Raw genomic sequence first — 15,870 nt, 5'->3', positions numbered from 1 at the left:
CATGCCCGGAGCAGCCAGTTGGCGCAGGAGATCCCCCGGTTGAGAATCCGCCAGGTCATCATCGCCGCGTTCGCCGCCAGTGTCGGCTTCGCGGCCGGCGCATCGGGGGCCGAGATCTGTCAGGGCTACGGCCCGCAGGCCCCGCGCGACATCTCGTCCAAGGCCGGCACCAACCCGCGCACCTTCACCTTCGCGCCGCCGGCCTCGGAGATGAATCTCTGCAACATTCATTTCCACACCAATGCCGAGCACAAGGGGCCGGGCTTCTCGATCTCCGCCGGCGACGGCGAGCATGGCGGCTTCAGGTGCAACGGCACGGCCGATCTCACAGCCGCCGAGCTTGAGGATCCGTTCAATGGTGAGGGCGCCTGCCACGGCGTGAAGCCTGGCGATACGGTCGAGGTCCATTGGGTGCACTCGTCCTGCGACGTGACGCCCGGCGAAGGTCTCGGTTCCTGCCTCTCCGAGAAATGCGCCAATCCGCAGCTTCGCGTGGAAACCCAGGTCTTCCTGGTGGTCAACGATCCGCAAGCCCTGAACTTCGCCGACTTCACCTATGGCGGCAACGTCACGGCCGGCCGGCACCAGGCCCGCGCCCTGCCCGCCGGCACCGGCGATCCGGTCTCCTTCCTCGGCTCGACCACGGGGCCGAAGTACACCGAGCAGACATGTTCGCCCCTGCAGGTCACCTGGAGCGTCCGCCCGACCTGCGCCAGGATCGACATCGCCTCGCTCGACAAGTGGTGCGAAGGCAACGACTTCAACGAGAACCATGCCCACGGCGTGCGCCAGCTCGTGACCTCGCCGGCCTTGCTCGCGCCCATTCGCTAGGACGGAGTCCGATCGGCCATATCGCCCCGGATCGGGCGGCGACCCTACCATCGCATGAGTTTTTGACGACCGTTCCCGCCGTTGCCACCATCGCCACTTATCAACCGGCGAAGGAGGCGACAATGGCCGCGGGCGACAACGACAAGTGGGAAATCTACAAGGACGCGACCGGACGCTGGCGCTGGCGCCGGACGGCAAGCAACGGCCGCATCGTCGGCGCCGCCACCGAGGGCTACGAGCATCGCGGCGACTGCATCGCCAACGCCCGACGGAACGGATACCAGGGCGACTGAAAGCGGTCGCCGCCCCTCCCCGCGCGTTCAGGCGGGCTTTCATCCGCCGGTTCCCTGCTCCATTATGACCGGGAGTTCAAGAACCGGGACCGGGGGAACAGGGAATGCGCGCGAAGAGGACACCGGACGAGCGGTTCGAGGGCCTGCCGGGCTACGATTTCCGGCCGCATTACGTGGATGACCTGCCCGGCTACGAGGGGCTTCGGCTGCATTACCTGGACGAGGGTCCGGCGGACGCGGCCGAGACGTTCCTCTGCCTGCACGGACAGCCGACCTGGAGCTATCTCTACCGCAGGATGATCCCGGTCTTCGGCGCCGCCGGCCATCGCAGCATCGCGCCGGACTTCTTCGGCTTCGGCCGCTCCGACAAGCCGGTGGCGGACGAGGTCTACGGCTTCGATTTCCATCGCGGCGCCATCGTGGCGCTGATCGAGCGGCTCGACCTCCGGAACATCACGCTGGTCTGCCAGGACTGGGGCGGACTGATCGGCCTTACCCTGCCGCCGTCGATGAGCGACCGCTTCACCCGCCTGCTGGTCATGAACACCGCCTTCGCAACCGGCGACGTCCCGCTCGGCGAAGGCTTTCTCGCCTGGCGCGCCTGGAACAACGCCAATCCCGACATGGCGGTCGGCAAGCTGCTCGGCCGCTCCTGCCCGCACCTGAACGAGGCGGAACGGGCCGCCTATGACGCGCCCTATCCGGACGTCACCTTCAAGGCTGGCGTCCGTCGCTTCCCGAACATGGTCCCCGACAATCCGGACGCCGAGGGGGCGGCCCTGTCGCGGGCGGCGCGCGACTGGTTCACGAACGAATGGGCCGGATCGACCTTCTTGGCGGTCGGCATGCAGGACCCGGTGCTCGGACCGAAGGGCATGGCCTACCTGCGACGCTGCATTCGCGGCTGCCCGCCGCCGCTGGAGGTTGCCGAGGGCGGCCATTTCCTTCAGGAATGGGGCGAACCGGTGGCGAAGGCGGCGCTCGCGGCCTGGTCCTGAACGCGGCCGATTTCCTCTTCCCTATCCCTTTCCGAGACCCGAAGGCAGAAAAGACGCATGAGTGACGAGACCCCGGACGTTCCGCCCGGCTACGAACCGCTGACCCGAGTATCCCCCTTTGTCGAACGGATCGGGCCGCTCTATGCCAGGCGGCGCGATACCGGGGTGGTCTTCGGATTCCGCGCCCTGGCGCATCATGCCAACACCTACGGCGTGGTCCATGGCGGCATGCTGATGAGCTTCGCCGACGAGGCGATCGGCGCCGCGGTCTGGCACGCGGTCGGCAAACGGCGCTGCACGACGGTGAGCCTGTCGACCGATTTCGTATCGTCCGGCCGGGTCGGCGACTGGATCGAGGCGGATGTCGAAACGACGCGCCAGGGCCGCAGCATGATCTTCATGCGCGGTCGCCTGCATTGCGACGGGCGGACGATCCTCAGCGTGAACGGGATCTGGAAGCTGCTCGAAAAAGGCTGACCGGCACTCCCGTCAGGGGGCGCGGCGGACGACCTTGCGCGGCGGCAGGATATCGTCGAACACGGGCGGGCGCTTCTGCATGTTGGCCGAGGCCGCCTCCATCAGGTCGCCGGAGAGCAGCATCCCGCTCTGCCAGACGGCCATGTAGTTGAGCGCGTCGGCGACCGGATGATCGCGGGTGTAGTTGAGCATTTCCTTGGTGCCGACAACCGCCAGCGGCGCCTTGCTGGCGATCTCGCCGGCGATCTCGAGAACCGCGGCCAGCATCGTCTCCTGGTCGGGGAAGACGGCGTTGACGAGGCCGGCGGCATGGGCCTCGGCCGCCGGCATGCGACGCCCGGTGTAGGCGAGCTCGCGTACCAGGCCGGAGGGAATCAGGTGCGGCAGCCGCTGCAGGGTGCCGACATCAGCGGTCATGCCGATATTGATCTCCTGGATGCAGAACCAGGCATCCTCGGTGCAATAGCGCATGTCCGCGGCCGAGATCAGGTCGACACCGCCACCGATGCAGCCGCCCTGGCTGGCGACCAGGACCGGCACCCGGCATTTCTCGATGACGCTGAAGCTTTCCTGCATTTCCAGCACCGAGAGTCGGAGCTGTTCGCGGACCCGGCCCGGATCGCCGGCTTGCGCGGCGCCGATGAAGCCGGCGAAATCGCCGAGGTCGAGGCCGGCGGTGAAATGCTTGCCGGTGGAGGCGATCACCACGGCCCGGACCTCGGGCATGCGTTCGATCTCGGCAAAGACGTCGACCATCTCCTGCCAGAAGGCCATGATCATGGTGTTGAATTTCCCGGGTCGCGACAGCGTGACACGGGCGACATGGTTCTCGACGTCCAGCGTCATCGTTTCATAGGCCATGGCCGCGCATCCCCGTGTTGTGTCCTGCGATCCCACCATCCTAGCGATCCCCGGCGCCGCGAACAGGGGGAACAGCATCGACCGTGACGGGGCCGCTTGACAGACGCGGCGCCGGCTGGACACTGAGCCGCCATGAGCAAGATCATCGAACGCATCCCGCTTCCCTCGCCGACGCCGGGCACCCGGCGCGAACTCACCCTGCACCGCTATGGCGAGGCCGGCGCCCGGCCCAAGGCCTACCTGCAGGGTTCGCTGCATGCCGACGAGACACCCGGCATGCTGACCCTCTGCCATCTCGTGGACCGGCTCGACGGGGCCGCCGCCGGCCGGATCCGCGGCGAGATCGTGGTCGTTCCGGCGGCCAATCCGATCGGCATGTCGCAGGCTCTGCTCGGCAATCACCTGGGTCGCTACGAGGCGGCGTCCGGCGGCAATTTCAACCGCGGCTTCTTCAGCCTCGCGCCCCGCGCGATCGAACTCCTGGAGGGCCGGCTCGGCGCCGATCCGGAGGCCAACAAGCAGGCCGTGCGGGCGGCGCTGGCGCAGGCGCTGGACGAGGTTCCGGCGACCGGCGAACTCGCCGCGCTCCGGAAGATCCTGATGGGGCAGGCGATCGATGCCGACATCGTGCTCGACTGCCACTGCGATCTCGAGGCGCTCATGCATCTCTATCTCGGCAGCGATCTCTGGCCGGACGGCCGCGATCTCGCCGCCCAGATCGGCTCGGCGGCGACACTGCTGGCGATCGAGGCCGGCGACAATCCGTTCGACGAGATCTTCAGCGCCACCTGGCATCGGCTGGCGGCGCATTTCGGCAGCGAGCGGCCGATCCCGCCGGGCGCGCTCTCGGCGACGATCGAGTATCGCGGCCAGGCCGACGTCGACGACGCGGTCGCCGCGGGCGACGCCGACAATCTCTATCGCTTTCTCGCCCGCCGCGGGCTGATCGACGACGAGGCGGGGCCGCTGCCCGAACTGGCGACCGAGGCGCGACCGCTGGAGGCGACGGCGCTGCTGCACGCCCCCGTGCCGGGAATCGTGGTATACCGCAAGCGTCTCGGGGATGCGGTTTCCGCCGGCGAGCTGATTGCCGAAATCGTCGATCCGATGGCCGACCGGCCGAACGCGGCCCGCGTGCCGGTGGTCAGCGAGACCGACGGCTTCCTCCTGTCGCGGCTGGTCCAGAAATTCGCCCGGCGGGGCGCCGTCGTCGGCAAGGTCTGCGGCGAGCGGCCGCTGCCCAGCCGGCGCGGCACCTTGCTGGAAGATTGAAACAATTTCATAAGAACGGGAGAGAGAATCGCCATGGCGCTCGATTACGAGCTGATGATGTCGCGCGAGCTGCCGGACCGGCGCTTCGCCTGGGGCGACCGCGAGGTCATGCTCTACAATATCGGGATCGGCTTCGGCACCGACCCGATGGACCGTGACGAACTGCCCTTCGTCTACGAGAAGGCGCTGCGCGTGATGCCGACCATGGCGACCGTGCTCGCCTGGGACGACCGCTGGTTCCACGATTCCGGCATCCAGAAGATGATGACCGTCCACGGCGAACAGCGGATCCGCCTGCATCGCGCCCTGCCGCCCGCCGGCGAGGTTCTGTCCAGCCCGCGGGTCAAGGCGATCCAGGACAAGGGCGAAGGCCGGGGGGCGGTAATCCTGGTCGAGAACCTGTTGCGCGACGCCGCCTCGGGCGAGGCGCTGGTCACCCTCACCTCGACCGTGTTCGCGCGTGGCGACGGCGGCTTCGGCGGCCCGAACGAGCCCGGGCCGGCGCCGCACAAGGTTCCCGAGGGCGAACCGGAAACGACCGAGACGATCCCGACCCGCCCCGACCAGGCAGTGATCTATCGCCTGTCGGGCGACCGGAACCCGCTGCATTGCGACCCGGATTTCTCGGCCGGGGCCGGCTTCCCGCGGCCGATCCTGCATGGCCTCTGTACCTATGGCGTGGCTTGCCGGGCGGTTGTCCGGCGCTATTGCGACAACGATCCGACGGCGGTCGACGGATTCGATGTGCGCTTCTCGTCGCCGGTCTTCCCCGGCGAGACGATCCGCACCGAGATGTGGCGGGACGGCAAGACCGTCTCGTTCCGGAGCCGGGTGGTCGAGCGCGACGTCGTGGTCCTGAACAACGGCCGGGCGACGCTTCGCTGAGCGCACTGCCCGACCGCCCCCCTTCGAAACGGACAAGGACGAACCATGGTCGAACGGCCCGATATCGCGACAATCCGGGCAGCGGCGGATCGCATCGCCGGCCATGTCCGCGCCACCCCGCTGCTCGGCGCGGCGCCGCTCCGTGCCCGTTTCGGCGGCGCCGAACGGCTGCTGCTCAAGCTCGAGAACCTGCAGGCAACCGGTTCCTTCAAGGCACGCGGGGCGATGAATGTCGCCCGCTCGCTCGATCCTGCCGCGGTCGCGCGCGGACTGATCACCGCCTCGGGCGGCAACCACGGTCTCGGCGTCGCCTATGCGGCGGCGTCGGCGGGGACGCCTGCGCGCATCTATCTGCCGACCTCGACGCCCGAGGCGAAGGCGGCGAAATTGCGCGACTGGGGCGCCGACGTGGTGGTCGAGGGCGCGGTCTGGGACGAGGCCAACGAGGCCGCGCTGGCCGAGGCGGAACGCAGCGGCATGACCTACGTCCATCCCTTCGCCGACCCGGCGGTGATCGCCGGCCAGGGCACGGTCGCGCTGGAGGCCTTGACCGCGCGGCCCGACATCGACGTGCTGCTGGTCGCCGTCGGCGGTGGCGGGCTGATCTCGGGCTCGGCGCTTGCCGCCAAGGCGCTGAAACCCGGCATCCGGGTCATCGGGATCGAGGCGGAAGGCGCGCCGACCCTGCACGCGAGCCGCGCCGCCGGTGAACTCGTCACGCTGGCCGAGATCAATACCGCCGCAGGCACGCTGGCTCCACGGCGGTCCGAGCCGCTCAATTTCGGCATCGTCGAGGACCTGGTCGACGATATCGTGCTGGTCGGCGACGAGGAGATGCGCGCCGCCGCCCGGCTGCTCTGGTTCGAACTCGGGATCGCCGTCGAGCTGTCCGCGGCCGCGCCGATCGCCGCGCTCATGACCGGCCGCGTCCCGCTTGCCGCCGGCGAGGTTCCCTGCGCCATCGTCTGCGGCGCCGGCACCGACGGCATCGGCTAGGCAAGTCCATCGTGCGGCCGGTGCCATTGACCGGATGCCTGAAGCGAGGCTAAATCGGCGGAGGGAACGAACTTAAAGACTCGGCCGCGCATCCGTCGCGCGAGCCCGGCAACAAGGGAGAACGAGGGATGACAGCGCCGATCTGGGAGAAGGCTTACGTCCCGGGAGTAACCTGGGCGATCGACCTGCCGACCGAGCCGGTGCAGTCACTGATCGACGACGCGGTTCGCCAGTGGCCGGACAACATCGTCACCGACTTCATGGGCAAGACGATCAGCTATCGCGAGATGGGCGCGATGATCGACAAGGCGGCGGCGGGCTTCCAGAAACTCGGCGTAGGCCCGGGCGTCCATGTCGGGCTTTTCCTGCCCAACTCGCCGCATTACATCGTCGCCTTCTTCGGCGTCCTCAAGGCCGGCGGCACGATCGTGAACTATTCGCCGCTCGACGCCGCGAAGACGCTCGAACACAAGATCGAGGACAGTCACACCGATTTCATCGTGACCCTCAACCTGAACGCGCTCTATCCGCAGATGGCCGGGATGCTGGGCAAGACCCGGGTGAAGAAGCTGATCGTCGGCAACCTGCCGGAGGTGCTGCCCTTCCCGAAGAGCCTGCTTTATCCGCTGGTCAAGTCGAAGGACATCGCCAAGGTGCCGGCGGACGACCGGCATCTCACCTTCAAGCAGCTGCTCGACAATGACGGCCGCTACACGCCGCACCCGATCGCCGACACGAAGGAGGCGGTCGCGGTCCTGCAATATACCGGCGGCACGACCGGGCTGCCGAAAGGCGCCATGCTGACCCATTACAACCTGATGGCGGCGCAGACGATGCTGCGGGCGATGAACCAGGGCACCAATCCGCTGCTCGAGGAAGGCCGGGAAACGGTGCTCGCCGTCCTGCCGCTGTTCCACATCTACGCGCTCACCGTCATCATGACGCTCGGCATCGCCGGCGGTGCTCGGCTGATCCTGCATCCGCGCTTCGAACTCGAAGCGGTCATGACCGACCTGGTGAAGAAGAAGCCGACCATGTTCCCGGGCGTGCCGACCATGTATTCGGCGATTCTCGGCCATCCGAAGATCGCCGAGTTCGATTTGTCCAGCCTGAAATTCTGCGCCTCCGGCGGGGCCCCGTTGCCGGTCGAGGTGCAGGAGAGATTCCAGCAGGTCACCGGCTGCCGCCTGCTCGAGGGCTGGGGCATGACCGAGACCTCGCCGGCCGGCACCTCGACGCCGAATACCGGGAAGATCGTCAAGGGCGCCTGCGGCGTGCCGCTGCCCGGCATCGAGATGAAGATCGTCGATGTCGCCGACAACACGAAGGACATGGCCACGGGCGAGATCGGCGAGATCACGATCCGCGGCCCGAACGTCATGAAGGGCTACTGGAACAAGCCTGAGGCAACCGCCGCCGCCTTCACCTCCGACGGCTTCTTCCTGACCGGCGACACCGGCTTCTTCGACGAGGACGGCTATCTGCACATCGTCGACCGCACCAAGGACATGATCACCTCGGGCGGCTTCAACGTGTATCCGCGCCTGATCGAGGAGGCGATCTACGAACTCGGCATCGCCGACGAGGTGACCGTGATCGGCATCCCGGACGAGTATCGCGGCGAGGCGGCGAAGGCCTTCATCAAGCTTTCCGCCGGCGCCAGCGAACTCGACATCGAGACGCTACGCGGCAAGCTGAAGGACCGGCTCGGCAAGCACGAGCTGCCGGCCGAGGTCGAGTATCGCGATTCCCTGCCGAAGACCATCGTCGGCAAGCTGACCAAGAAGGAGCTGGTCGAGGAAGAGCGCGCGAAACGGGCCGGAAAGAAGACCGCCGGCGCCTGAACCGCGCGCCGGGGGACGGCCGGACACCCGGCCGCCCCGGCGGCAAGGTCAGTTCTTCTGCATCGCGAAGGCGCCGGCGCCTTCGTAGTTGGCGCCGGCGATGTGCGCGGTGCCGCCGGCGGCGGCGTTCGGAACCCCGCCGCCCTGGAAGAACGCGCCCTGAACGGTCACGCTTCGCCCGGCGCCGGTGCCTGTGCCCCGGAAGACCTGGCGGCTGCCGCCGATGCTCGACACGGCGCCGGAATAGCTGGCGCCGTCCAGATTGCCGATCGTCCAGGTCCCGGCCTGGGTCCCGCCGAAGGTGTAGTTCATGTTCATTGAACCGACCGCCGTATAGACGTTCTGGTTGCCCGGTGCGCCGTTGCGGATCGTCGCGCTGACATGGCCGCCGTAGATCGTCGCGACGCCACCGGCGAGCCCCTGGATCTGGGCGTTCGTGGCGAGCTTTCCGGCGACCCAGTTCGCCAGGTGGACGCCGTGCAGGGTGTTGCTCGATTCCGACAGCGCGCCCGACCAGTAGCCCCAGCGCAGGTACTCGCAACTGCAGAGGGCGACGCCGCCCGGCAGCACGTTGCGGAAATTGCCCGCGTCGCGGCCGGCATCGACGGTCCGGAGCCCGGCGTCGATGATCCCGCTGCCGTTCACGGCCTGCGGGCTTGTCGGATCGTCGAGGGCCTGGAAGGTCCGGTCGTCGAGGATCGCGCTGTTGCCGCCCGGCGCGCCCGGCGATGCCCCGACCGTGTCGCCGAGAACGAGATTTACCGAGACCGAGCCGGCACTGCCGATGACGAAGCCGTCGCTGGCATTGATATGCACCTCGACGCGGTTCTCCGCCGCCCCGACATCGATCGTGAAATTGGTCGGGTCCGGCACCGTCGCGGTCTGGTCGGAGGAGAGGAAGGCAAGCCGCTGGAACGGGTTGCCACTCGGATCGATGCTTTCGAAGAAGCCGGCGCTGAAGCCCGACAATGAGGCGTTGGTGGTCGGCCCGAGGGCCGGTCCCGTGGTCTTCTGCACGACCGTGAACGGATCGTAGGGCGGGTCGGGAAACTGGTTCGACACCAGCGTGTCGATACCGCGTCCGAGTTCGACATCGGTGACGCTGACTTCGGCGGAATCGAGCGCGAACAGCGACGGGCCGTTCTTGCCGAAGAAGTCGTTGCCGAGCGCGTCGTCGGCCGACGAAACAGACCCGAAGGTGAAGATCGGATCGCCGGTCGAGTTCAGCCGCGCCGAGGCTTTCTGGCGGCCGGCGATATGCGGCCGGCCGGAGCCGTCGGCAAGGACCTCTCCGACGATGCCCGAAAGCGCGGAGGTCTGGCCGGCGCCCTGCCCGGAAATGAAGAAGGTCGAGAGGCCGAGCGCCCGCTGGCCATTGTTGCCGGCGATCTTCCAGTCGATGAAGCCGCGCGTCTCCGGCGGATTGGTGATCAGCGCGCCGCCGTTCTGGTCGTTCAGGAAGAGCACGTTCGAGCCGGTCAGGAAATCCTGGCGGGCCTCGTAGTAGGTCGTGCCCGACGTCGGGAACTTCGCTGTCGGCGTCGGAACACCGCCGACCACGGCGATATGGTCCTGCTCGATGTCCTGATCGATCAGCGCATAGACGAAGAAGTCGAAATCGGCGGACACGAAACCCTTGCCGGAAATCAGCCCGCCATCGGCCGCCGCGTCGAAACTGTCGATCGGGAACTCGCCGGCCTTGAACGGCAGACGCTCGGGCCCGTTGGCCAGTTCGCCGTCCAACTCGCCGATCAGGAAGCCATTCTTGACGAAGGCGTTCTGGAACGGCTGGTCGTCGCCGGTCGGGTCCGCCGGAGGATTGGAGAAATCGACGGAACGGTCGGTGCGGACGCGGCCGGAAAACGGCCCCGGCACGCTGATCCCGCCGCTCACCGAACCGGTCGCGATCTGTTGCTGGCCTTCCTGCGGCTGGGCGCTCTGGGCCGGGTCCGGCGGCGGCGCGGTCGCCGATCCGTCGTCGCCGTTGGCGGCCTTGTCCTCGGCCGGCGGCGCGTTGCCGGCAAGATCCTCAGGCGGCAACTCGGAGCCCTGGGCCGGCATGCCGCTGCCGGCCAGCGCGACTTCGACCAGCGGGGCCGGCTCCTCTCCGTCGCGGTTGCGATCGGCCTCGAGCTCATCCAGCGACAGCCGGAGCTGCATGTCGTCGGGCACCACCTGGGGCTCCTGCGGGATACCCCCCAACTCGGTCACATCGATGGTCGAATTGGGGCGCACGGCGACCTGGCGCGTGCCGCCCGATTCGACAAACATCTCTTCGCCGAAGAAGAACTTCGAGGTGATCGTCCCGTCTTCGCGGACCCGAACGACCATGATCCCGCCGCGGATGCCGATGGTCGCGCTCGGTGTCTTGATCAGCATCGGCGTCTTCTTGCTGATCTTGCCGCCGACCAGGCGAAACAGCCCCTTGGTGGCGCTGAGCACGATCCTGCCGCTGCCCGCGTCCGGATCGTAGACGAACTCGTCCAGCACGATATCGGAGTTCGGACCGACGGTAAGCGCCGAGCCGTCGAGGAACAGCAGCTGCGTGCGGCCGTTCTCCTGGGTCTGGACCCGCTCGTTCTGGGTCATGTCGTCGCGCGGTACGAGGATGCGCGTTTCGAGCGTCGGCGGCGTGCCGGTCGCCTGTGGATTGACGGCGGCGGCGACCCCGACCCTGTTGGCGTGGGCCGGAACGGCAAGGGTGCAGAGAAGCGCGGTACAGACGGCAAGCGGCAGAGGGTTCAGTTTCATTACACCTACTACGCCGCCCGCACGGTCAGAACCGCCAGGCGGCCCCCATTGTGACAAACTCGTTGTCGTACTCGAAATTCGGAAGGGTCGAGTTAACCCGGCTCACACCGGCGGTGACGACCAGCGACAGCGCGTCATTGAGCGGAACGGCGGTCGTCACGTTCAGGCGATACTCTCGGTCCCGGCGCCGGGTCGTCGGATCGACGTCCGGATCCGGCCGGAAATAGTTGCTGGCGGCGAAGGCGGCGCTGAGCGAGGACGACCAGCGTCCGGACAGCATCGTGAGCGGTGAATCGTAGGTCAGCGTCGCGCTGGCCCCGACTTCGCCTTCCCAGTTCGAATGCTCGTCCTCGTCGGCGTCCTCGACGGTGAAACTGCTGTAGCCGCCGACTTCCAGGTCGGGCAGCGGGCGATACCGGACGCCGAGCGTCGCCGTGACTTCCTGGGCATTCTCGTCGCGCGCCGTCGGCCGGGGCGAGCGGTCCCAGTAACGCCGCACAAGGCCCGAGAGCGTGCCGTCGAACTGCAGGTCCGGGGTCGGCTGCAGGACACCGTCGACCCCCGCGCCGTAGCTGTAGAAGTAATTCTCGTTGCCCAGGTCGACGTAGGAGCCCTGCACGAACGGACGCCAGGAGCTGCCCTCGAAGGCTTCCTCGAAGATCGGGAAGCGCGGCCCGGTCGAACCCTCGAGAAGGAACACGTTGACCGCGTCCTCGTCACGCTGGCGCGAGAAATAGGCAAGCGCCAGGGTCTCCATGAAGGAGCCGTCCTGGGTACGGAAATCGTAGGTATGGCGGAAGTTGCCGACGGCGAAGGCATTCACGTCCGCTTGCTCGGTAAACTGGTCGTCGAGCGTGGCGTCGAAACCGGCCGCCTTCACGTTGCGGTCCGAAGGCCCGGCATTGGCGTTCGTCTGGTAGCGGAAGCCGAAGAAGGCGGTGCCGGCGAACTGCGAGCGTTCGGTCCGGCGGTCGATCTCGGCAAGATAGCTGTTCACCCGCTCCGTGACGTCGGACGGCACGTCGTCGCCTTCGAGGGCGCGCTCGAAATAGTGGCGGGCAAGGATGTAGGAGCCGAGCCGGAAATAGAGAACGCCGAGTTCGAGGCGGACGCGCGGCAGATCGGGATTGAGCAGCAGCATCCGTTCGAGGGTGGCGATGGCCGCTTCCAGGTCGCCGACCTGCACCGCGATCGCGGCGAACTCGAAGGCCTTGTCGAGATCGGTCGGGTCGGCAATCACCTCCTGGAAGGCGCGATCGAACGCGCGCTTCAATTCCTCGCTGGGTGCTGTCTCGACCTGTTGCGCCACGGCATGTTCCGAACTTGCCACTATCGCCGTTGCGAGCAGGAGGACCGAGAGAGCGGCCGTGCGGCCGACGTTTTTAAGGTTCATCGTTTCCGCTCGCAACTACAGGTCATTGATAGAACGATATGTTTAACAAAATCCTGCCGTCGCCAGGAACGGCAGAATCTCCGCGCCGAGAGTCTGCACCTACTGCTTCTGAACGGCAAACGTGCCGATTCCTTCATAGGCCGGGCCGGTGACATGCGCCGTGCCACCGGCCGCGGCGGCCGGATCGCCGCCGCCGCGATAGAAGGCGCCGTTGATGATCGCGCTGCGGCCGGCGCCCGCGCCGGTACCGGCGAACAGATGCGCCTTGCCGGAGACACCGGCGACGGAACCGGTGTAATTGGCGCCGTCGAGATTGCTGATCGTCCAGTTGCCGGCCTGGGTGGCGCCGAAGGTGTAGCTCAGGTTCATGTTGCCGATCGCGTTGTAGACCTTCTGGCCGGCACCGCTGCCCGCCTTGATCGTCGCGCTGACATGGCCGTCGAAGATCGTCGCCGTGGCACCCGAGAGCCCGGAGATCTGCACATGGCTGGCGAGATCGCCGGCCACCCAGTTGGCGAGATGGATATTGTGCTCGGTACCGTCCGGCCGCTTGAAGGTCGCCGACCAGTAGCCCCAACGGAGATACTCGCAGGTGCAGAGCGTCACGCCGGCCGGGAGCGACCCCGCCAGGCCGCCGGCGCCATTGCTGGCATCGACGGTGGTCAGCAGGGCCGAGACATCGGTCGCGTTCTGGTAGTTGATTCTCTGCTGGCCGTTCGTGTCGTCGAGCGCCTGGAAGTTGCGCGCGTCCAAGATGGCGCTGTTACCGCCGGGCTGGCCGGGAACGGTCGTGGTTTCGTCGCCGAACTGGAGTTCCATGCGGACCTGCTCCGGCCCGCCGTTGGCCAGCCGGTCACTGCCGAAGACATCGACCTCAACGCGGTTTTCCGCGCCGTTGATCGAAATGGTGAAATTGCCCGGTTCCGGATCCGAGAGCGGGTTGTCGGAATTGCTGGAGAAGGCCCGGCGGTCGAATACCGCGCCGTTGCCGTCGCTGCGGTCGACGAAGCCGACCGAGAAACCGGCGAGCGACTGGTCGGCGATCGGCTGCGCCGCCCTGGTCCCGCTGGCGGTGAGAATGGTCAGCGGATCGCTGACCGTGTCGGGCTGGCCCGGCGTGCGCTCGACCATGCCGCTGGACAGCGTGCTGTCGCTGCCGTCCGTGCGTGACGTGTCGAAGGCGAACAGCTTCGGCGCACCGGTGCCGAAGAAATCGAATCCGTCGGCGTCGTCGACGCTCGACGCGCCGCCGGTGATCGTCGTGACCGGCCGGTCCGTGCCATAGCGGGTCGAGGCATGACGGCGAGCGGAAATGAAGGGGATACCGTCATTGTCGAGCAGGACCCGGCCGACGACCCCGGTCAGCGACGACGTCTGCCCCGCGCCCTGGCCGGAGATCTGCACCCCGGTGAAGGAGACCGCGCGCTGGCCGGCATTGCCGCCGACATTCCAGTTGATATAGCCGCTGTCGCCGGCGCCCCCCAGAAACGCTCCGACGGGACCGTTCTGCTGGGCCTGGAAGGGATTCGCGCCGCCACCGGCGGACAAGCCGCCGAACAACCCGTTCAGCGGGGTCTGGTAGAGGCTCGCGCCGCCAACCGGGAAACTGGCCGCCGGGGTCTGGCGGCCGCCGAAGGCGAGGATCGACGATTCGTCCAGATCGGACGTCAGGCTGTAGTAATAGAAGTCACGCCCGCCTGACAGGAACCCGTTCCCGCTGACCGTGCCGGTACCAAGCGCCGGGTCGAAGTTCTGGATGATGAACGGCCCGTCGGCGATCGGCAGCAGTTCCGGGCCGTTCGCCGGGTTGCCGTCGAGCTCGCCCCGCAGCACACCGTTGGTCACGACCGCGTTGTTGAACGCCACGCTGGTGACGACGCGGAACGAACCCGCGAAGGTCCCGGGCAGCGTCAGCCCGGCCGGCGGCGGCGGCGGCGGTGGCGGCGGAGGAGGCGGTGGCGGCGGAGGCGGCGGAGGTGGCGGCGGCGGCGGGCTTACGATGATGATCGGCGGCTGCTGTACCTCCTCGCCGAGGTTCGGCGTGGGGCCGATCGGCACCGGAACGAGATTGGCCGGGCCGGAGGGGAACTTGCTTTCGTCGACCGGGCTCGACGGCTCCGTCGGCACGCCGGTGGAGGCCTCGACGATGGTCGGAAGTTTGCTCGTATCGACCAGGCCGCTGGTCATCAGGGCGGCATCGATCCCGAGATTCCGGGACAGGCCCTTGCTGCCGCGATCCGCCTCGAGATCGTCGAGCGCGATGACCAGGTCGACATCGTCGTCGAGTATTTCCGGGTCGTTCGGTTCCGCGCCGGGATAGGGAACGACGATCGTCGAGCCGGGTCGGGTCGCGGTCTTGGTGACGCCACCCGAGGTGACGGTCATGGCGTTGCCGAAGAAGAACTTGGCGAACAGCGGGCCTTCCTCGACGATGCGGGCGACGATGATGCCGCCGCGGATGCCGATCGTCGCGGTACCGGTGCGAAGCTGCATCGGTGTGTTCTTGCTGATCTTCCCGCCGACCAGCCGGAACACGCCCTTGGTGGCGCTCAGCAGGATCCGGCCGGAATCGGCCTTCGAGTCATAGACGAATTCGTCGAGGACGAGATTGGACGAGGGGCCGACGGTGAGCGCCGAGCCATCAAGGAAGACAAGCTGTGCCCGGCCGCCCTCGGTGGTATTGACCGCCTCGTTGCGGACCATCGTGACGCCGGCGTTGAGCAGGCGTTCGGGCAGCGACGGCGGCCGCCCCATGGCGTTCGGGTTGACGGCGGTCGTGACACCGACATCCTCGGCATGCGCAGGGGGGCCGGCGAAGGTCAGCGACAGCGCGAAGAGAGCGCACACGCCCCGCAAAAAGTCACCCAGCCTTACAGACATCGCACGCTCCCTACACTCTGACCACAACGGCCTGAAACCGAACGGCCTGAAACCGGTCTTCAATTACCTTCGAGGGGAAAGCTGCTGCTGCCATACACACGTCAGGCGCAATTGCACGCATGGCCAAATCGGACATGCCGGTAAGAAGCCCATGCCGCTGGCATTGCCAGCCGATGGCCCGCGACACGTTCCTCACCAAGCATGCAATCCAGCCACGGACCGCCCGGTCGCGTGTCACTTGCCCCTCAAATGACACATCTATTTGTACTCATACTATCGCAGGCGGTCGGGCGAGGCGAATCGTTACTGATTAAAAAATCGTTAAGATTCCGCGGTTCGTGTGTCGTTCGGCAGGATAGCGATCGGCGCCGGCAACGCGCCGATCGCGC

General features: G+C 67.3%; 12 protein-coding genes. 8 read left to right on the top strand and 4 right to left on the bottom strand.

What is annotated here, in order from left to right; all coding sequences use genetic code 11:
- Window positions 1–45 precede the first annotated feature (45 nt).
- The 4 genes from OCH7691_RS04970 to OCH7691_RS04955 all read left to right on the top strand — a co-directional run bounded on the left by OCH7691_RS04970 (window position 46) and on the right by OCH7691_RS04955 (window position 2,599).
- Window positions 46–831, top strand: coding sequence for a delta-class carbonic anhydrase (locus OCH7691_RS04970; protein ID WP_085883512.1), 786 nt, complete (start codon window positions 46–48; stop codon window positions 829–831).
- 122 nt (window positions 832–953) lie between these two features.
- Window positions 954–1,124: a YegP family protein gene (locus tag OCH7691_RS04965; RefSeq protein ID WP_085883511.1), complete on the top strand. Its 171-nt coding sequence runs from the start codon at window positions 954–956 to the stop codon at window positions 1,122–1,124.
- Between the two features lie 104 nt (window positions 1,125–1,228).
- Window positions 1,229–2,122, top strand: coding sequence for a haloalkane dehalogenase (locus tag OCH7691_RS04960; protein WP_085882267.1), 894 nt, complete (start codon window positions 1,229–1,231; stop codon window positions 2,120–2,122).
- Window positions 2,123–2,179: 57 nt separating this feature from the next.
- Window positions 2,180–2,599 carry a PaaI family thioesterase gene (locus OCH7691_RS04955; RefSeq protein WP_085882266.1) on the top strand — a complete coding sequence of 140 codons (420 nt, stop codon included), beginning with the start codon at window positions 2,180–2,182 and terminating at the stop codon, window positions 2,597–2,599.
- 12 nt (window positions 2,600–2,611) lie between these two features.
- Here the strand turns inward: OCH7691_RS04955 and OCH7691_RS04950 are convergent, their stop codons facing one another.
- Window positions 2,612–3,460 (bottom strand): crotonase/enoyl-CoA hydratase family protein, encoded by an 849-nt coding sequence (locus tag OCH7691_RS04950; RefSeq protein ID WP_176244915.1) that lies wholly within the window; start codon window positions 3,458–3,460, stop codon window positions 2,612–2,614.
- 132 nt (window positions 3,461–3,592) lie between these two features.
- Here OCH7691_RS04950 and OCH7691_RS04945 point away from each other — a divergent pair, with 132 nt between their 5' ends.
- From OCH7691_RS04945 to OCH7691_RS04930, 4 genes are all read left to right on the top strand, one after another.
- Window positions 3,593–4,732, top strand: coding sequence for a succinylglutamate desuccinylase/aspartoacylase family protein (locus OCH7691_RS04945; protein ID WP_217807802.1), 1,140 nt, complete (start codon window positions 3,593–3,595; stop codon window positions 4,730–4,732).
- 33 nt (window positions 4,733–4,765) lie between these two features.
- Window positions 4,766–5,617 (top strand): MaoC/PaaZ C-terminal domain-containing protein, encoded by an 852-nt coding sequence (locus OCH7691_RS04940; RefSeq protein WP_085882264.1) that lies wholly within the window; start codon window positions 4,766–4,768, stop codon window positions 5,615–5,617.
- Window positions 5,618–5,662: 45 nt separating this feature from the next.
- Window positions 5,663–6,613: a threonine ammonia-lyase gene (locus OCH7691_RS04935; RefSeq protein WP_085882263.1), complete on the top strand. Its 951-nt coding sequence runs from the start codon at window positions 5,663–5,665 to the stop codon at window positions 6,611–6,613.
- A gap of 128 nt (window positions 6,614–6,741) precedes the next feature.
- The gene (locus tag OCH7691_RS04930; RefSeq protein WP_085882262.1) at window positions 6,742–8,457 is read left to right on the top strand and encodes a long-chain-fatty-acid--CoA ligase; all 1,716 of its coding nucleotides are present in this window, start codon (window positions 6,742–6,744) and stop codon (window positions 8,455–8,457) included.
- Between the two features lie 48 nt (window positions 8,458–8,505).
- On the opposite strand, the gene OCH7691_RS04925 is transcribed toward OCH7691_RS04930, so the two are convergent.
- From OCH7691_RS04925 to OCH7691_RS04915, 3 genes are all read right to left on the bottom strand, one after another.
- Window positions 8,506–11,208: a FecR domain-containing protein gene (locus OCH7691_RS04925; RefSeq protein WP_085882261.1), complete on the bottom strand. Its 2,703-nt coding sequence runs from the start codon at window positions 11,206–11,208 to the stop codon at window positions 8,506–8,508.
- A 25-nt stretch (window positions 11,209–11,233) separates the two neighbouring features.
- Window positions 11,234–12,601, bottom strand: a complete 1,368-nt coding sequence (locus tag OCH7691_RS04920) for a tetratricopeptide repeat protein (protein ID WP_085882260.1) — start codon at window positions 12,599–12,601, stop codon at window positions 11,234–11,236.
- Between the two features lie 99 nt (window positions 12,602–12,700).
- Entirely contained in the window at window positions 12,701–15,481 is a 2,781-nt protein-coding gene (locus tag OCH7691_RS04915) for a FecR family protein (protein WP_085882259.1), read from the bottom strand.
- Window positions 15,482–15,870: the final 389 nt, after the last annotated feature.

The organism is Oceanibacterium hippocampi, assembly GCF_900172325.1.
GTDB lineage: Bacteria > Pseudomonadota > Alphaproteobacteria > Sneathiellales > Sneathiellaceae > Oceanibacterium > Oceanibacterium hippocampi.
Note: the sequence above shows the minus strand (reverse complement) of the source record. Positions and strands in the feature narration are given on the sequence as shown.